Source organism: Candidatus Pelagibacter sp. PS_40 (genome assembly GCF_059417765.1).
In genome coordinates, this window is the sequence record NZ_CM182064.1 from 948066 (window position 1) to 967283 (window position 19218).

Consider the following 19218-nt stretch of genomic DNA (forward strand, 5'->3'; position numbering starts at 1 on the left):
TTAACCTTTAACTCATGAGTTGTAATTGATCAAAAAAGCAAAAAAAATTAGCTCTAATAAAATCTCACAGATTCACACAGGCGTTTTAGTTCTTGAAAATAAAACTATCTTTAAAGGAGTTGGTATTGGCTATCAGGGAATAGCGACAGGTGAAGTATGTTTCAATACCTCTCTAACTGGCTATCAAGAAATTATTTCAGACCCCTCTTATGCTGGGCAAATTATCAATTTTACCTTTCCTCACGTTGGTAACGTTGGAACTAATAAGGAAGATTTAGAGTCTGATAAAGTTTGGACCAAAGGTGTAATTTTTAACTCTGAAATAACAAATCCTTCTAACTATAGATCTTTAGCTAATTTAGACCTGTGGTTAAAAAAAAATAAAATTGTTGGGATCACTGGTTTGGATACAAGAGGCTTGACTAATTATATTAGAGATAAAGGAGCCCCAAAAGGCACTATTTCTTTTTCTAGTAAAAGAAATTTCAATATTAGTAAATTAGCAAATGTTACAACAAGATGGAGTGGATTAAATAATTTAGATTTAGCAGAACAAGTAACTACTAAAAAAAATTATATTTGGTCAGGTTTTAAAACTTGGAAAAAAGAAATTGGTTATTTAAAAAATAAGAAAAGTTCATTACATGTTGTTGCTATTGACTATGGGATAAAGAAAAATATTCTAAGATATTTCTCAGATCTTAATTGTAAAGTAACAGTGGTTTCGTGCAAAACGAGTGCAAAAGACATACTTAAATTAAAGCCAAATGGGATCTTTTTATCTAATGGTCCTGGTGATCCTGCAGCAACTGGTAAATATGCAATTGGAATCATTAAAGAATTAATCAAAAATAATTTACCTATTTTTGGTATTTGTCTTGGTCATCAAATTCTAGCTCTAACACTAGGTGCAAAAACTAAAAAAATGAAACTAGGTCATAGAGGCGCTAACCATCCAGTTAAAAATTTAATTAAAGACAATGTTGAAATCACCAGTCAAAACCATGGCTTTGAAATTGTAAGAGCATCATTGCCAAAAAATATTGAAGTCACTCACAAATCTTTATTTGATAATTGTATTGAAGGAATTAAATTAAAAAATAAACCTGTTTTTTCTGTTCAATATCACCCTGAATCAAATCCAGGACCACAAGATAGTGTTTACTTATTTGAAGAATTTATTAACAACATAAAAAAAAATGCCAAAAAGAAAAGATCTTAAAACTATATTAGTCGTTGGTGCTGGACCGATTATCATAGGTCAAGCATGTGAGTTTGACTACTCAGGGACACAAGCCTGTAAAGCCCTTAAAGATGAAGGTTATAAAGTTATTTTAATTAACTCTAACCCAGCAACGATCATGACAGATCCTGGTGTTGCAGATAAAACTTATATTGAACCAATAACGTTAGAGGTATTAGAAAAAATTCTAAAAAAAGAAAAACCAGATGCAATTTTACCAACAATGGGTGGCCAAACTGCTTTGAATTTAGCAATGGAGGCAGAAAAAAAGGGAATTCTTAAAAAATATAAAATTGAGTTAATTGGAGCTAATTCTAAAGCGATCTCTAATGCAGAGGACAGAAAAAAATTCAGAAAAAACATGTTAGATATTGGTTTGGACTTACCAAAATCTAAAGTGGTATCTCATATTAGAGATGCTGCAAAAGCTTTAAAACAAATTGGGTTGCCTGCAATCATTAGACCTGCTTTTACCTTGGGTGGTTTGGGTGGAGGAATTGCCAAAACTGAAAAAGAATATCTTAAAATAGTTAAAGATGGATTGCACGAATCCCCTGTTAACCAAATTTTAATTGAAGAATGCCTTGAGGGTTGGAAAGAATTTGAAATGGAGGTTGTCAGAGATAAAAAAGACAACTGTATTATTATTTGTTCTATTGAAAATATTGATCCAATGGGAATTCACACGGGAGATTCGATTACCGTTGCACCCGCTCTAACACTCACAGATAAAGAATATCAAGTTATGAGAAATGCCTCAATTGCTTGTCTTAGAAAAATTGGAGTAGAAACAGGTGGATCAAATGTTCAATTTGCAATCAATCCTAAAGATGGCAGAATGGTTATTATTGAAATGAACCCAAGAGTGTCACGTTCATCTGCCCTTGCATCTAAAGCAACAGGATTTCCAATTGCAAAAGTTGCAGCAAAACTAGCAGTTGGTTACACCCTTGATGAATTAAAAAATGAAATTACTAAAACAACGCCTGCTTCTTTTGAGCCTAGCATTGATTATGTAGTAACTAAAATACCAAGATTTACCTTTGAAAAATTCTCTACTTCTGAGGCGGTTCTTGGAACATCCATGAAGTCAGTTGGTGAAGCAATGGCAATTGGTAGAAACTTTAAAGAATCTCTGCAAAAAGCATTGGTTTCTCTTGAAATTGGCTTTTCAGGCTTAGATCGAATTTTTCCACTTAACAAAAAAGAAATAGAAAAAGAACTTAAAAAAAATATTCCAAACAGAATATTGTTAGCTGCTGAAGCCTTTAGAAAAAAAATCAACATTAAAAGAATTCACCAACTTTGTAAAATAGATCCTTGGTTTTTAGAGCAAATAAAAGAAATTGTTGATGAAGAAAATAAAATACAAAAAAGAGGTCTTCCTAAAGACTACAATGAGTTTAACAGAATTAAATCAATAGGTTTTTCTGATAAAAAATTATCTGAAATCACTAAAATTTCTGAAGACCTTGTTAGAAAAAAAAGAACTGCTTTAAAAGTATTACCAGTTTACAAAAAAGTAGATACCTGTGCTGCTGAATTTAAATCATTCACTCCTTATATGTACTCAACCTACCAAAGAAATTATGCACTAAATACAGAGTGTGAAGCAGAACCTTCTTCAAGAAAAAAAATTATAATCTTGGGTGGTGGACCAAACCGTATAGGCCAAGGTATTGAGTTTGATTATTGTTGTTGCCAAGCGAGTTATGCTCTTAAAGATAGTGGTTTTGAAACTATAATGATTAACTGTAATCCAGAGACGGTTTCAACAGACTACGACACAAGTGACCGACTTTATTTTGAGCCTCTTAAAGAAGAGTATGTTTATAATATTATCAAAAAAGAACAGCAAAAAGGAAACCTTGTAGGTATCATTGCTCAGTTCGGTGGGCAAACCCCTATAAGACTTGCAAAGTTTTTACACGATAACAAACTTCCAATTTTAGGTACGCAGTACACTTCAATAGATTTAGCTGAAGATAGAGATAGATTTAGAAAGTTACTTGATAGATTAAAATTAAAACAAGCAGAAAGTGGTATTGCTAAAACTTACAAGCAAGCCATTCAAATTGCTGAAAAAATTGGACTACCCTTAATGGTAAGACCTTCTTATGTATTAGGTGGAAGAGCAATGGAAATTGTTCATGAGAAAAGCCAATTAAAAAATTTTGTAGAAGAAGCATTTAAAGCTGCGGAAGATAATCCGATATTAATAGATAAGTTTATTAGTCATGCTATGGAAGTTGATGTTGATGCGATATCTGATGGTAAGCAAGTATTTGTTGCAGGTATCATGCAGCATATTGAAGAAGCGGGTATTCACTCAGGAGATTCTGCTTGTTGTCTGCCTCCTGTATCTATTAAACCTAAACTAATTTCTGAAATAGAAATTCAAACTAAAAAATTAGCTCTAGCATTAAATGTTAAAGGTTTTATGAATATTCAATTTGCTATTAAAAATGATGAAATTTACGTAATTGAAGTTAATCCAAGAGCAAGTAGAACGGTTCCTTTTGTATCAAAAGCAAAAGGTCTTCCTCTTGCTAAAATTGCATCACGTGTAATGGCTGGTGAAAAACTATCAAAGTTCAATTTAAAAAATAAAAACAAAAACCTATTTGCAGTTAAAGAGGCTGTATTTCCTTTTAATAAATTTCCAAATAGTGATCTATTGTTAGGGCCTGAGATGAAATCAACAGGTGAAGTTATGGGATTTGATAAAGACTTTGGTATGGCTTACGCAAAAAGCCAAATTGCTGCTTCAAACTCATTGCCCACTAAAGGTCTAGCATTTATCTCTCTAAAAGATGGTCATAAAGATGAAGGTGTAGATCTTGCAAAACAATTAATAAAATTAAATTTCACTTTATGTGGCACTGGTGGAACTGCAGAGTACATTCGTAAACATGGAATAAAGTGTAAAACAATAAACAAGGTAAGCGGAGGCTCACCTCACATTGTTGATGTACTAAATTCTAAAAAAATTGCACTTGTAATTAATACAGGTGGTGGAAATAGTGAGCATCGTCTTCATGACGCAATGGCTTTAAGAAGAGCAACCCTAGGTAATAAAGTTCCTTATTGTACAAACATGTCTACTGCTCAAGCTTGCTTGATGGGGATTAGATCTTTAAAAACAAAAGAGATTACAGTAACTGCACTTCAAGATATTTAACTTTAAATGTGGGTATAATTAAAATGGTTTGCTTACTTTAATTGCAAACTCATTTTCGTAGTCTTTATTGTTTTTAATTAATCTTCTTATTGAAGTAGAAAAATACCAACTATCAATTAGATTTAAATCAAAACCTAACTCTAATTTTAGAGAATTTGAATAATCCTCTTTTACAGTATAATAATATGTGGTGTTAGGGTCAGAAATGTATGATGCTTTAGCTTCTGAATCAGGAGTTAAGTTTTCAAAAAATTCAATTCTACCATATGGTAGAAAATAACCTTTCTTTATTTTTTTTTTATATTTTGTTAAAGCACCAATCGAAATAGATTTATTTTTTAAATTTTGTTCTTCAAATTTTAATGCTTGAATATTACCTGTCTCTAAAAAACTTTCTAATTTAGATAAACCATAATCAAATCTTCCAAATAATAATGAAGTAAAGTTATCTTTATCCATTATTTTATTAAATTTAATTGAAGTAAAATATTGCTTAACACCTCTATTTCCAGTTAAAGTATTAGAAGTGTTGGCTTGCTCAATTCTTGTAAGATCATTATCAATGTATCCATAACCAACTAAACCATCAATAAAAGTTGAGCTATTGTTATGCCAACTTGAATATATGGTTGCACTTTTTGCATCAGATTTAATTTTAGTCCCTAATTGCCCAACATCAGTATCTTGATCTTCTAGTCTAATCGCTATACCAAAAAGCGTATTTTTCCTTATTATTTTGTCCATTCCAAGTGTTAAAGCATCTGAATCGAACTCTTGATTAACCTTGCCAGATTTAAGTTTAATTTTACCCTTTTTTAAATATCCAGAACTCCAAATTTTCCATTTTCGAGGCACCATTCCAAATTCATTTTTTAAATATTTTGAAAGAGGTAATTCGTTTATAAATTTTTCAATATTCTTATTTGACAGCTTTTGTTCTTTGTTAACATCACCTTTTAAAAGATAAGCATCTAATAATTTTGCATACGGATAGGTATCTTTATTTGTTATATCTATATCTATTCCTATATCTTGAAATTTAATATTTTCATTTTTTTTTGTAGTTCGATACCACTCCATTCTTTCTAAAATAGAATTTGTTGAACTATAAATAAATCTTTTTGCATTTTCTGATTGTCCTTCAACTATCCCTACTAATTCTTTATCATCAAATACATTGTAATCGTCTGATTCAGTTGAATTAATTGACAATGTAGTTAGACCTGAAACAGTAGCAGATTCTCCAGCTGTCCCTCCATATTCAATAATATAATAGTCTACACTATTAGTACCACATGGTAGGTCATTCCACTTACCATTTGCTCTTAAGTGAGCACAATCTTCATCCCCTATATTAGTGCTGGAATGATCATTAGGTTCATTAGTATCCCAGTTTTGATATGAATAACCAGTTGCTACAGAACATGCATCATCAGCTGCATTAGCTGTTTGTCTGTCTGGGTTAAAACTAGTATTAATATAAGCAACTTGGCAAAAAAAAGTTTTTCCGTTTTCAGGACCCGATATCCACTCCCAAGTACCCTCTGTTATTGTGTGAGTATTAGATGTATATGTTGAGCTATCAGAAGCACCTATCCAAGTATTTTTTGAAACTTTGGCATCTAAAAAATCATTTTCTGCTTCAGAGGTAATTGTTACTAAGTATCCAGATAAACCCTTATATGTTGAAGCTTCAGCGGCAGTTTTTGCATCCGCATAGGAAATTTCATCATCAGCTTCACCTACTACTTGATAATAATGACCATTAGCTGAATTATAATTATTACCAGCTGGGGTTACTGAAACAGTTATTGTCGCCCCTGTTGAGCCATCTCCTTTAAATGAGAGTGTTGCTAATGCAGTATTAATGTTAGCTTGTGTTCCTCTAAATCCTATTTCGGTAAGAGAGGAGCCAGTACATTGAACAGGTGCACTACTTCCATCACTAGCGTATCCACAATAACCAGCAGCCTGATCAGTACTTGAAGTTGTAGTTATTTTGATGTTCCCTGCTGAAGCAACAGCAGAAACTAAAAGAGTTCCAGAATACCCTGAAATACTTGGAGTAACTCCAGAACTAGATAATAATACAAAATCAGTTGTATCAGAAGTTAATGATGTAGGCATAGTAACAACTTCTGAATAAACTATTTTTGAACTAAAAAAGATGATCAAAAAAAAAGTGACGTGAATACATCTAGCCAATTTTCTTAAAATAATTTCCATAGTAGAAAATAGCCTATAAAATTTATTTTATTACTTAGCCTATCTTTGTTAGTGCTCAAATCGGGCGAGGTTAACTAACATTTGTGATAAATTTACTGGGTTTTTAAAGTTTGTCTGAAAAAGATTAAATTAAAAGATTTTCTTTAAATTAATCGTTGCTTCATCAATAGTATTTGGCCTCAATACATCTTGATTATTTAATTTAAAATCAATTTCAAAATCATTGATATTTTTACTTATCTTAAATTCAGATCCTAAATTTTCTGAGCCTACTAATTTAAAAGCATAATTAGTTTTTCTGTTTGGTAAATATCCTATCGCTAAATGTATTTTATCAGTATGACCAGTTCCTAATGCTTGATTTCTCTCATAGATTAAAAAAATACTAAAGCTATCTGGTAAAATTATATCTATACCCAATTCCCCATTTAAATTATGTAAAGCGCCTGAGTTTAGTTTGGTATCAAATTCACCACTTGTTGCATCAGAGACATAAGAATATTTTATATTAGAAGAACGATTTAAGTTTGCTTTGTATTCTAATTTTCCATGCTTTCTAATTTTATATTTTTCATTTTCTAATTCTTCAACTGCTGCAATTGAAAGCCTTGCATTTCTTGATTTAACGAATTGCTTATGAAATTTCATAGCAGTGTTACCACTTTCTTGATAGCTATCTAACCGGGTATAACCAAGGTCTATTTGTCCAGAAGGAATTAGAATTAAATTATTTTTCTTAATCTCATCTTTTAATTTAATTGTTCCATATATTTGTCTACCTTTTCTATCAGCGGTTACACGTTTACCATCAAGCACTGATAAAATATCTGAATTAAGGACACCTACTCCAATAATTGTGTCTATAAATTTTGTATCATCTTCAATTGGGGATGAGGAATAATGGGTTAAATTATAAGTATTCGTATCTAAATTGCTTCCAGCTGAGCCAACATCAACATCATTTTTACCAAACCTAAAAGCAAGTCCACTTATGCCATTATTTTTAGTAAATTTATCTGCTCCAACTGTAATTGCATCAGTTTTAATTTTTTTAAATGAAGAAACATTTGTCTCTCCTACTCTACCAACAGCAATACTTCCTTCGCTCCAATAAAATACGTCTTGTTCTTTATCTTTTTTCTTTGTAGTAGCTGAGGTTTTTACAACTTTAGTAAGAGAGGCAAGCATTTGATTGGTAAAATTAAGATCTAAATTAAGATTAGTTAAGTTTTGATTATCTTTATTTCTTCTAATCCATTTTAATCTATTTAAAGCAGTGTCCGTTGAGTGCTCTATAGTTCTTGTTGCAACTTCTATTTGTGCAATAGCTATTCCAGTTCTGTCACCTGTTGTGATACTAGGACATTTTCCTTCAATAATATTAAAAGGACACACTAAATCAAATTCAAAAACTTCATCCTTTCCGTTTTCATCTCTGTCACTACCAATGTACATTTTAAGACCAACCGCACTAAATGCAATTCCTCTTGGTTGAGTAATATCACTAGATATTGAAACTGTACCGTCTATTGTAAATGAAGAAGTGGAAAAAGCCACATCAAGGGAAATTTGAGTTACATCTTGTGTACTACCATTGTGATCAACAGCCCAAAATCTTTTTCCATCTGGACTAAATCTTATTCCTTGAGGGTTTGATACTTCATCATTTAGTTCTATTCCTGCATCTGTAATAATTGATATGGTACTTAGATCGTATGCAGTTGAAAGTTGGTACTCTAATAATCTTGTGTCTTGACCCGTCGCTCCATGAAAAATTGCAAATAATTTTGTTCCATCATTATTAATCTCAATACCTTGAAGTCTGTTATTAGTTCCCTCAGTAATATCTCCAGCATTACTACCATCTTGTAGAGTACCAGTATCAAGGTCTGAAGTTTGATTTGCGAATGCACATGTTGAAACATCATAGGGGGAAGTTAAATCAAATCTAAATACTCTATCATCATTTGCAGTACCTTTAGCATTTCCCCTAGACACAAACAGCATCAATCCATCATTAGAGAATTCTAGATCAGTAATAGCACTAATAGGACCCGAAGTCGTGTCACCACTATTTAATATACATACCTCATCATCACTCGCATAAGTTTTTGTAGAGACATTGAATGGTGTGCTTAAATCATATTCATTTATATGTGCATAAACACTAGAAATTGCTGAAACTTTTCTTTGGGTCACTGTAAACATTTTTGTTCCATCAGAATTAAAATGGATGCCGTTTATAAAGTCACTCCTATCATTGACTGCTGCTGACTGTATTTTGGTAACCATAGCTCCAAATGAATTAGAGATGGGAAATATAAATAATAAAATTAAAATAAAGTTTTTTATAAATTTCATAAGATTAAAGTGTTGCTGACAATTTAATACTCAGGTCTTTAAATTGTTTATTTATCAGTTCAACTATTCCAGCTTGTGATTGCATCAAAATAAAAAATGATGACAAAAATAGACCAACAGCTAATTTTCTTAAAAAAAATACCATAATGAAAAATACTATATAAAATTTAATTTAGCGGTTTTTCAGTTCTTTTAAGTGCTCAAAACGGGCAGAAATTCTGATATTGAGTGCGTTTTATCGAGGATAAAATAATCTTCATCAAAAATTCAAATATATAAATTTTAATAAATCAAGATGCTTAATTTAATAAAAAAAAGTAAAAAATTAATTATAAAAGGTGCTCTTAAACTAAAGGTATTTTTAGTTTTATTTAGTTTATTTTTTTCATCACTAGCTTTAGCTGAACCTACATTTATTGCTAATCTTGATATCAGCGACGATGAAGGAAGCGCTACTGGGATAACATTTAAACCTGATGGTACCAAAATGTATATTACAGGAATTGGTGCTGATAAAATATTACAATATAATCTAACGACAGCTTTTGATATTACTTCAGCAGCTTTAGAAAAGTCAGTGCTTATAAGAACAGTAGAGGGTGCACCAGAAGATGTAAAATTTAATTCAGATGGAACTGTAATTTTTATTTTAGGAACTGGAGGTAATGGGATTGATAGATGGTCTTTAAGTACACCATATGATATTGGATCGATCACTGCAGCAGATACCACTTTTACTTCTATTGGTGGTGATCCAAGAGGATTAGCTTTTAATAATAATGGAACAAAAATGTTTGTTTTGAATCAGACAAATACGCGGGTAGAAGAATATAATCTTTCAACACCATATAACCCTGATACTAAAACTTTAACCAACACACTTACTAATGCAACAAGTAGTAATTTTCATCAAGGACTAGGCTTCAATGCTGATGGATCAAAAATGTTTGTAGTAAAATCAAGAGGTGGCTCTAACACTGATAATAAAATTGATGAATACGCTTTATCTACTGCTTTCGATATATCAAGCTCAAGCGCAACATTAACTGGTACATTCTCACCAACTCATTCCAGTGATGAATACTTAAGTGGCATGGCTTTCAATGGTTCTGGAACAAAAATGTATCACATAAATTGGAGTGGTGATGAAGTTCGAGAGTATAGCTTAAGCTGTCCTTTTAAAGTCACTAGTTCATCAACGTGTGACGCACCACAAAAAAATAAAGATGTAAGGGGTGTAGTTGATGCACAAATTAATACTGCTAAAAATTTTGCAAAAGATTCAAGTCAGTCTGCTTTAAAAAGATTATCTATTTTAAGAGCGAATAAATACTACAACGCAAGTGCACAAAATATAGAGTTAAACTTTCAAAATGAATTATTAAAGAAAGTATCCAATAATGTTTTAAGTTCCGCACAAGCTAAATTAAACCCACTTCAAAAATTAGATCAAATTTTACCTAATGATTGGGAGGTATGGTCCGAAGGTAGCATTAGTTTTGGAAAAATTGGTGAGAGCTCCTTAAGTTCTGCTCAAGATATTGATAGCCTTGGTATAACTGTGGGTGTTGATACAAAAATGGATGATGACCAAATATTAGGAGTTGCTTTAAGAGTAGGTAACACTGATGTTGATGTTGGAACCTTTGGTTCTAAAGTTGATACAAATGCATTAAGTTTATCTCTTTATGGAATTAACAGTTTAGAAAACAGTAATTTTTTAAAACACGTTTTTGGAGTTAGTTATTTAGATAGTGATATTGTAAGAAAATATGAAGGAAATACCGACATAAATACGGGTGACCGTGAAGGTAAGCAGGTTTTTGGTTCACTTAATTTTGGAAGAGAGTATGAAAATGGTGATTTAATTATTACTCCAACAGGTCGTATCGATGGAAGTTATACAGCACTTAATGGTTATACAGAAAGTGGCAGCGCTGCAGCACTTAGTTATAATGATCAAGACATTAAATCTTTAATGGCTTCTTTAGGAGTATTAATAGACCAAGATGTTGATCTAGAAAATTCAACTGTAAGATCTAGAATTAATCTTGAATACAGTAAAGAGTTTGCCTCAAGCTCTAAGGTGGTAACAAGCTACGTATCAAACAGTGAAAGTTTTGAATATCAAGCTGATAACAAAAATAGAGATATATACACAGCAGGACTTGGTTTAGATTTTAAGCATGACCAAGGGTTAATAATTAGTACTGATTACGAAAGACAGCAAATCAAGGGTCATGGTTATATTAATAAATTTACATTATCAGCAGGCTTTTTATATAGAAAAGAAACAGAGTTTGCACTTGGTCTTGATGAAGAAATGACTTCGAGCTTTAAAATTTCTAAAGCACTAGGTGTATTTGATTTAGAATTTGATTTAGAAAATAATTTTTCAAGTCAAGAAAATCATAATGCTAACTTATCTATATTAAGTAAATTTTAATGAGTAAAATAAAAATAGTTTTCTACTTAGCTTTAGCTTTTATTTTTTATAAAGGCTTTGTTGCATTTCAAAATTTTGAAATTGGTGTTGATGACAGGGTTGCATCTATAGAAGAAAAAGCAGATTTTGAAAAAGAAGGTGAAGTAATTGGTCTCATGATGTACTTGGGCGACCCACCAGAATTATATGAACATTTATTAACTAAGAATAAATCTAGGTGTTTAGAAATGAGACAAACAGCAGAAGAGAGCTCCTCTGCATACTATGAATGCGCAAGAGTGAACGCCGTCCTTAAAGGTGGAAAAATTGTAAGCATTATTAATGAAATTGAAGTTATAGAATAATTATTAAATTAAAATTTATTTGAAATTTCTATATTTGCACCATAGTCAGGTACATCACTTATAAAATTATAATTAGAGCTCATCTTTAAATCAAATCCATTTATGTTATTTGTATATGAGAAACTAGTATTTTCAAAATTATTCAGATCAAATACAAATTTCATTTCATCAATTGGCACATACCCTACAGATAAATAAATTTCATTACTATGACCTTTGCCGTTAGATTGAAATCTCTCAAAATTTCCAACGAATGACCATCCTGTTATGGAAGTGACATCAAAACCATAACCAATTCTAAGATTATGCTTTGATTTATTTTCTACATTATAATTGTAAACTGTACTTTGACTATTAAGATAATAAAATTCTGCATCTGATGATGGGCTTAGATCTGCAATATATTCTAATCGACCATGGTGATTAATAATTTCATCTTCTTCTTTATCTGTATCTGTTTTATCTAAAAGGACACCAAGTGTTATTAATGCTGATTTAATATTTTGCTCTTTATAAAGTAGTGCATCAGCTAAACTATCTCCAACAATAGTTCTTTCTCTAAATGCTTTTAGTTTTGTGTACCCTAAATCTAATTTAATACCTGGATTGAGATTTAAATCTTCATCAACTATTCTTTTTCCAAAATTAAATGATCCATATATCTGTTGACCTTCTCGGTTTCCCTCTAAAATGTTACCATAAATAACCCTTTTTTGATTTATATCTAGTAAACTAACTCCAATTAATGCATCTGTAAAAAAATGATCATCTCTAAGTTTGGTATCATATAAGGCAAAACTATATGCATCTGTCTCTAATTTTGTTCCACTACTTCCAATATCAACATTATCGTTTGCATACTGAAAAACGTATCCATGCATAGCATCTCTATCATCATCTTTAATTTTATCTGCACCAACTGAGATACCATAACTGTGAAAGTCTCTTGATGATGAATTTATAGATTTATTTTTACCTAAGCTAATTCTACCTTCACTCCATTTAAACCAATCCTCACTATCATAACTTCTATCATTTTCTTTTTTAGAATTTTTAAGAGCACTAACTAATTTTGATATTTTTTCATTTGTAAAATCAATTTCTGCATTAAGATTTGATAAATTATCTTTATTTTTATGTCTTCTTAACCACTCAATTCGATGAAAGATTGGAAGAGTATTGTTTTTAATTATACGTTTTGATAATTCTACATTAGCTTCTATGATTGCTTTAACATCATTATTATTTGAGGCATCAATACAAGTAATGGTACCAGCGCAAGCTAAACTATATTCAAAAATTTTATTTGTTGAAGCAGTAGAGCCAGCATCATTAGTAACAAACAACTTCGTAAAATTTGCTGTGAAAATAAAGCCTCTCATATGACTAACTCTGCTACCTAGCTCGTATTCAGTAGAAGTAGAAGAAATAGTTGTGATATCCCAAGGTGTACTTAGAGTGTATTTATGTATATTATTATTACCATCACCTGCGACATACAAAATTGACCCATCCGAATGCAATTGAATATTTCTCATTCCTCCGTCAGAAGAGCTGGCTAGACTGGCTGATAAAGAACCCACTGAAACTCCAGATCGAAGATCAAAAGGAGTTGTTAATATATATTCTCTTATTTTATCTTGAGTTTTTCCACCCACAAACATACGTGTTCCGTCAGGTTTAAATGTTAAAGTTCTTACTTGATCTTCATTGCCAACACCCGTTATGTCTACTTCAAATATTTTCTCACAATCCAATGTAGAAGTATCCCAAGCAGTTGTTAATTTAAATTGATAGACTGCAACTCCAGGATTTCCAGAGTGATCTTTGTTGGTAGTTATAAACATTCTTGTTCCATCAGGTTTAAATTCAATAGCGTGTGGTAACTGCATATCTGTACTACATGTTAATTTTGTTCCAGCTCCATCAACAAATGTTCTTGTTGCTGTACTTATATCGAATGGAGTGCTGAGCGAATATTGAACTATGTAGGCATCATGATTTGCAACACGATTTGTTATATACATTATGCTTCCGTCTGGTTTAAAGTTTATTCCTCTAACACCAGGTACATCTGTGGATAGTATTTTTTCTTTTTGAAATTCTAAAAAAGCAAAAGCATTAGAATAAAATAATGCTAAAAAGCTAAATACAAAAAATGATGTTTTGAGAATTTTTTTCACCTTAGCAGATTAATGAAATTAGGATAAATACAACCGTGTTGGTGCCCAAATCGAATTAAATTTGTTAGCTATAATATCATTTTAGAGTTTTCTCACATGTCGTGTTGACAACTGATCAAAATGGGTGGAAAAAACAACTTGTAAGACTTTAATAGAAATCATGATTAAAATTACAAATAAAACTAATGAAGAACAAATCTTCAAAATTATTAATGAAAATTTTAGTCAGTTAGCACCCTCATATTATTCGTTGGTAACTCATTGGTTTATTAATGCTTATAAAAATTTTAAAGGTATCGATAAGTATATAATTTTAATTTATCTGATTAATAAAGACTTTATTCACTATAGAAAAAATGGACTAATGGTTGATTATGATACGTTTTATAAGGATAAAACACTAGAAATTCCAAATATTAATATTTCAGATATTGCAAGAGACCTTCTTATACCTAAGGAAAATGTAAGAAGAAAAATATCTGAATTAGAGAAAAAAGGTATTATTAAAAGAGCAGGAAAAAAGATCTTTGTTGAAAGACCTGGCTTTATACAAACAAAAGCTAATATAACTTTAAAAGATTTTAGTAGTTTGGTTTCTACGTTTAGTGAAATTTTAAAAGATAAAAAAATAATTAAAGAACCTTTAAACACAGATCAAATTTCAAATTTAATTAAAGAAAATTTTTCTTTTTGTTGGTATCAATTTTACAAATTTTTATTCATATTTTCTAACCGTTGGAAAACAGATACTAAAACTCAGGATTTAGAAACAATATGTGTGGGATTAATTGTAATGATTAATACTGTTCAAAATAGGGGTTTCAAAGACAAGAATTTAGATAGACAAAAATATTTTAAAGCAGTTCAAAAATCTAATCACATTGGTATTAACGCATTTTCTATAGCTGATATTACGGGAATTCCAAGGGCTACCGTTGTAAGAAAATTACAATTTTTAATCGAAAACAAATTTTTAAATATTAGTGAAAAAAAACTTTATAACTTTGCTATGGGGACACAAACTAAACAATTTAAAGTGCTCACTAAATTACAAGATAAAAATATGAAAGCTTTGGGTAAATTTTTGTATAAGGTTTTTAATCAGATTAAAATAATAAACACTAATTAGATTTTCTTAAAATAAAAACAAAGATTACGGAGGTTGCCATCATTACTAATGCATAGGCAGCTGTGGGTACCATATAAATAATATTATCAAATAATTGAGTAGCAACAAAAACTGCTAGGGTTCCATTTTGCAAACCACATTCTAAAGAGATAGCTCTTTGTTGAGGTGTCCCTGATGCAAAAAATTTAGCAACATAAAATCCTATCACCATCATAGTTACATTTAATATTAAGGCTATTAAACCTGCTCGAGTTAAAAAGCTTACAATTTTATCCCACTCTTCAATATATATTGCAGCAAAAACAAGTAAAAATAATGCAATAGAAAATCTTTGAATAAACTTCAAATTTTTTATGACAAGGTCACCAGTAAAATGCCTGATAGTCATTCCAATTATTACTGGAACCGTAACTACAAAAAACATTTTTAAAGAAATGGATACCATTGTTATTTCTCTCTCAACATAGGTGATATCAAATATATTAATTGAATTAATCACAATGAATGGCACCGTAACTATACTTAATAAGCTCATAACCGCTGTCAGTGATATTGATAATGCTACATCACCATTCGCAAATTTTGTAAGAACATTGGAGGTTACACCCCCTGGAGCAGCCGCAATCAACATTACTCCTAAAGCCATTTCAATCGGCACACTTAAGGTAATGATAAGTAGATAAGCAACAATTGGTAAAACAATTAACTGACAAATAAAACCAATAAAAAAATCTTTAGGGTTTTTTGCAACTCTTAAAAAGTCATCTACTGTTAAAGAAGCTCCTAGTCCAAGCATAATAATAGCTAGAGCGATTGGAGCGATGTTGGTTACTATTTCCATTAATTTAATTTAAAATTTCATGCATAGTTCCACCCATTTTGATCATTTGTCAACCCATTTTGGTCAGTTGTAAATATGATAAGATAAACCCTCAAAAATAAAGTTATAGTAATCTTTATAAATGTGATTAATTAGATAAATTAATAATAAATCTTAAAATTTCTTTAATAACTTATGTGTTATTTATGAATACCGATTGGTATAATTTCTTATTTACCAATTGCAATAATTGTTAAATCATCATCAAGAATATCATTATCTTTTTTAACGCCATCTTCCACAATTTCTTTTTTTAAACTTTTTAAACGAATTTCTTCTGTCGCACTTGTTAATTCTTTTTGTAATGAAGAGTTTGTGTGTTTTAGGATTAATTCTTTTACACCATCAATTCCTATTTCTTGTTTATTTTCATCCATACATTCTGAAAATCCATCAGTAAAACAGTAAATTCGTCCACCATTTAATTTAAAGCTTTCTAATTGATAAACACTTTCATCTTTATGCTTAATGACTGCCAAAGGCATTGAGCTTGAAGGATATTCTTTAAAATCTTTACCCACTTTTAATAAAGTTGGCTGATGTCCAGCATTTGCAATTTCAACTAAATCTGTTTTCAAATTATATCTTCCAACAATTGAAGTAATAAAGGTACCAACAGGATTAGTTTCTTTCAAATCATTATTCATCTCTAATAAAATTTCGTTAGGCTTAAATTTTTGCTTAGCGAAGATCTTAAATAAAGTAATAGCTTTTGCCATAACCATTCCTGCATTCACCCCTTTTCCTGAAACATCAGATAGGGTGAAATACACCTCATCATCATGAAGGTAAAAATCATAAAAATCTCCCGAGATTTCTCTTGCAGGAATATTTAATCCAAATATTGGATAGTTTTCTATATCTCTTTTTGGCATTAATCGTTGCTGAACATTCATTGCAAGTTTAATTTCTTTAGAAACTCTATTCTTCCATTTGTTTTTTTGCTTTTCACTTTGTTCCAATTTGTTCATTATGACATTATATTGCGTGCCAATAATTCCACTTTCAGTAAAAGGATCTTGTGGTGCGCGGCTTGAATAATTGTCTGATTTTGCTTGATTAGTTAATACCTCAAGTAATTCGTGCGTGTCCGTTGATGCATTGTGTTCTGAAATATTTAAACCAAGTTCTTCATGAATTTTACTTACTCTTAGAGGGAAAAATGAATTAATAGTTTTTAATATTAAATAAGAACCAATGAAACAAAAAGCACCAATTGAACTTATGCCAATTAGTTGAATATATATTTGTTCTAATCTTGTTTTTTCAACACCCATCAATTCAAAATTTGCAAACAAAGCAACTGCAATAGTTCCCCAAATTCCACATGCTAAGTGAACTGGTATTGCACTAACCACATCATCAATTTTAATTTTTTCAAGTAATACAATTGTTGAGCCTGAAATAATTCCACCAATACTTCCTATTATAATTGCATGAGTGGGATCAACATAAGCACAAGAAGCAGTTATTGAAACTAGTCCAGCAAGGGGACCCGTGATCATAAATAATGGCTCTGGTTTTTTTAAAACAATGATACCCATAACACTTGAGAAAATAAGTCCAAAGGATGCTGATAAAAAAGTATTAATTAAAATTAATGGAATTTTTAAATCCATTGCACCATTAGCACCTCCATTAAATCCAAACCAACCAAACCACAAAATTAAAGCACCTAAAGCTGCCATTGGTGTATTACTTCCTTGAAAAGATTTTTTTTTATCATCTTCTCTAAATCTTCCAGTACGGTTACCAACTACCAGTAATACTGATAAAGCAATCCATCCTCCTACAGAGTGTACAACGGATGCACCTGCAAAATCTAAATATCCTAATTGACCTAACCAACCAAATTTTTGATCAGGATTTTCAAAATTAAATGCCCAAGACCAGTGACCTACAATTGGATAAAAGAGGCCAGAAACTAATAATGTAATAATTATATATGAGAAAAACTTTAATCTTTCTGCAACTGCACCTGAGATAATAGTTGCAGCTGTTGCAACAAACATTGCTTGGAAGACAAAATATGTTTGATAGCCAGCAACCTTAGTGGTAAAGAAAAAAAATTTGGTACCAAACAGTCCTGATACACTGGTTCCATACATTAATGCGAAACCAAACGCCCAAAAAACTACAACAGATATTCCAAAGTCTGAAACATTTTTAAGGGCAACGTTAATACTGTTCTTGTTCCGAGACAAACCAGTCTCTAAACACATAAAGCCTGCCTGCATTAAAAAAACAAGGATTGCACAAATTAAAAGCCAAAAGGTATCTAAATTTGCTTGTAAGATTGCATCTAAGCGAAATTCTAATGCATTTAAAGCTCCCTTATTAGTAAGCTCTAATTGATTTATGTTGGACTGCAGCTTATTGAGCAATATCTGAGTATCAGCTGCAGTCATAATTTTATTTTAATTAATCTACTAATTTTCTAGCTTCACCAGCATCAGTAATAATCTTATCAACACTCACCACTTTAATAACTTCAAAGCCGGTTCCAAGGATTGCTTTTTTATAATCTTCATTAGATAAATCAGATTTATCAGGGTAAGATGATACCGCAACACCTTCTGGCCATGAAACTTTAACAGTAGCAGATGGGCTAGCTGCTTGAAGTGCTTTAGTTACCATTTTTTGGCATTTAATACACATCATTCCATTTACTTGAGCAATTTGAGTTTGAGCTGCAAATAAATTGGTTGAAAATAAAACGAAACCTATAAATAGTATATATTTTTTGAACATAGTTTTTCCTATTGTTAATTATAAGTCAAAGCTATCACGTATCAATTCATTTTAAAATTCGTCAATCGCCCAAAATGAGGCCTTTTGATTAAGATGAGCTCAAATTCCTATATTTCTTGAATAATTTATATATTATCTATGAATACTCATTGGATCAAAATAACAATCCATATGATCTATAGTTTCAAAAAAAATTTCATTTAACTCACTAGAATGGACCGTTGGACAAATTTTTTCTACATTTAATTCATTGATATAATCTTTATTAAATTTTTTCATTGCTGAAGAGCCAGCATAAGATGCTGAAGCTTGTAAAATACTTCCAGAGTTTACTAGAGTCAAGCTTGGCCCAAGTGCTGCAGAATATGGACCACAATTACTTAATAACGGTATAAGCAAGAATATTAAAATAATTTTTTTCACAATATTTATTTATACAAGAATATTTAATTTGAAACTGTAAAACTATCCATT

The 19218-nt window shown here is 30.8% G+C and carries 13 protein-coding genes; 5 read left to right on the forward strand and 8 right to left on the reverse strand.

The genetic code is table 11. From position 1 onward, the window contains the following. Window positions 1-25 precede the first annotated feature (25 nt). A complete protein-coding gene (gene carA, locus AC5SLW_RS05065; RefSeq protein ID WP_494574803.1) occupies window positions 26-1222 on the forward strand; it encodes a glutamine-hydrolyzing carbamoyl-phosphate synthase small subunit in 1197 nt (398 codons plus the stop codon). After that, entirely contained in the window at window positions 1200-4424 is a 3225-nt protein-coding gene (gene carB / locus AC5SLW_RS05070) for a carbamoyl-phosphate synthase large subunit (protein WP_494574805.1), read from the forward strand. The genes carA and carB overlap by 23 nt, the downstream gene beginning before the upstream one ends. An 18-nt stretch (window positions 4425-4442) precedes the next feature. On the opposite strand, the gene AC5SLW_RS05075 is transcribed toward carB, so the two are convergent. The 3 genes from AC5SLW_RS05075 to AC5SLW_RS05085 form a co-directional block, all read right to left on the reverse strand. Beyond that, complete coding sequence (locus AC5SLW_RS05075; protein WP_494574807.1) at window positions 4443-6650, reverse strand: autotransporter domain-containing protein; 2208 nt, start codon at window positions 6648-6650, stop codon at window positions 4443-4445. 129 nt (window positions 6651-6779) lie between these two features. Further along, window positions 6780-9011, reverse strand: a complete 2232-nt coding sequence (locus tag AC5SLW_RS05080; RefSeq protein ID WP_494574809.1) for an autotransporter domain-containing protein — start codon at window positions 9009-9011, stop codon at window positions 6780-6782. A 4-nt stretch (window positions 9012-9015) separates the two neighbouring features. Further along, a complete protein-coding gene (locus tag AC5SLW_RS05085; protein ID WP_494574811.1) occupies window positions 9016-9156 on the reverse strand; it encodes a hypothetical protein in 141 nt (46 codons plus the stop codon). Between the two features lie 150 nt (window positions 9157-9306). Between AC5SLW_RS05085 and AC5SLW_RS05090 the strand changes: the two genes are divergently transcribed. Then, entirely contained in the window at window positions 9307-11457 is a 2151-nt protein-coding gene (locus AC5SLW_RS05090; RefSeq protein WP_494574813.1) for an autotransporter domain-containing protein, read from the forward strand. Beyond that, the gene (locus tag AC5SLW_RS05095) at window positions 11457-11801 is read left to right on the forward strand and encodes a hypothetical protein (RefSeq protein ID WP_011281436.1); all 345 of its coding nucleotides are present in this window, start codon (window positions 11457-11459) and stop codon (window positions 11799-11801) included. Before AC5SLW_RS05090 ends, AC5SLW_RS05095 begins: the two co-directional genes overlap by 1 nt. Window positions 11802-11809: 8 nt before the next feature. Here AC5SLW_RS05095 and AC5SLW_RS05100 read toward each other — a convergent pair whose 3' ends face one another. After that, complete coding sequence (locus AC5SLW_RS05100) at window positions 11810-13984, reverse strand: autotransporter domain-containing protein (RefSeq protein ID WP_494574815.1); 2175 nt, start codon at window positions 13982-13984, stop codon at window positions 11810-11812. A 160-nt stretch (window positions 13985-14144) separates the two neighbouring features. On the opposite strand from AC5SLW_RS05100, the gene AC5SLW_RS05105 reads away from it, so the two are divergent. Then, window positions 14145-15113, forward strand: a complete 969-nt coding sequence (locus tag AC5SLW_RS05105) for a MarR family transcriptional regulator (RefSeq protein WP_011281438.1) — start codon at window positions 14145-14147, stop codon at window positions 15111-15113. Here the strand turns inward: AC5SLW_RS05105 and AC5SLW_RS05110 are convergent. From AC5SLW_RS05110 to AC5SLW_RS05125, 4 genes are all read right to left on the reverse strand, one after another. Continuing rightward, on the reverse strand, window positions 15106-15954 hold the full coding sequence (locus tag AC5SLW_RS05110) for a bile acid:sodium symporter family protein (RefSeq protein WP_494574818.1): 849 nt from the start codon (window positions 15952-15954) through the stop codon (window positions 15106-15108). The genes AC5SLW_RS05105 and AC5SLW_RS05110 overlap by 8 nt on opposite strands. Before the next feature lie 209 nt (window positions 15955-16163). Continuing rightward, window positions 16164-18401, reverse strand: coding sequence for an ammonium transporter (gene amt, locus AC5SLW_RS05115; protein WP_006997858.1), 2238 nt, complete (start codon window positions 18399-18401; stop codon window positions 16164-16166). Window positions 18402-18414: 13 nt separating this feature from the next. Then, a complete protein-coding gene (locus tag AC5SLW_RS05120) occupies window positions 18415-18744 on the reverse strand; it encodes a heavy-metal-associated domain-containing protein (protein ID WP_006997857.1) in 330 nt (109 codons plus the stop codon). Between the two features lie 132 nt (window positions 18745-18876). After that, a complete protein-coding gene (locus AC5SLW_RS05125) occupies window positions 18877-19167 on the reverse strand; it encodes a hypothetical protein (protein ID WP_006997856.1) in 291 nt (96 codons plus the stop codon). Between the last annotated feature and the right edge of the window lie 51 nt (window positions 19168-19218).

Excerpts from the sequence above, each read along its gene's own strand:
- AC5SLW_RS05085 (WP_494574811.1), bottom strand. The coding sequence starts at position 9,156 with ATGGTATTTTTTTTAAGAAAATTAGCTGTTGGTCTATTTTTGTCATCA.
- AC5SLW_RS05095 (WP_011281436.1), top strand. The coding sequence starts at position 11,457 with ATGAGTAAAATAAAAATAGTTTTCTACTTAGCTTTAGCTTTTATTTTT.
- AC5SLW_RS05120 (WP_006997857.1), bottom strand. The coding sequence starts at position 18,744 with ATGTTCAAAAAATATATACTATTTATAGGTTTCGTTTTATTTTCAACC.
- amt (WP_006997858.1), bottom strand. The coding sequence starts at position 18,401 with ATGACTGCAGCTGATACTCAGATATTGCTCAATAAGCTGCAGTCCAAC.
- AC5SLW_RS05110 (WP_494574818.1), bottom strand. The coding sequence starts at position 15,954 with ATGGAAATAGTAACCAACATCGCTCCAATCGCTCTAGCTATTATTATG.
- carB (WP_494574805.1), top strand. The coding sequence starts at position 1,200 with ATGCCAAAAAGAAAAGATCTTAAAACTATATTAGTCGTTGGTGCTGGA.
- AC5SLW_RS05105 (WP_011281438.1), top strand. The coding sequence starts at position 14,145 with ATGATTAAAATTACAAATAAAACTAATGAAGAACAAATCTTCAAAATT.
- AC5SLW_RS05090 (WP_494574813.1), top strand. The coding sequence starts at position 9,307 with ATGCTTAATTTAATAAAAAAAAGTAAAAAATTAATTATAAAAGGTGCT.
- AC5SLW_RS05080 (WP_494574809.1), bottom strand. The coding sequence starts at position 9,011 with ATGAAATTTATAAAAAACTTTATTTTAATTTTATTATTTATATTTCCC.
- AC5SLW_RS05075 (WP_494574807.1), bottom strand. The coding sequence starts at position 6,650 with ATGGAAATTATTTTAAGAAAATTGGCTAGATGTATTCACGTCACTTTT.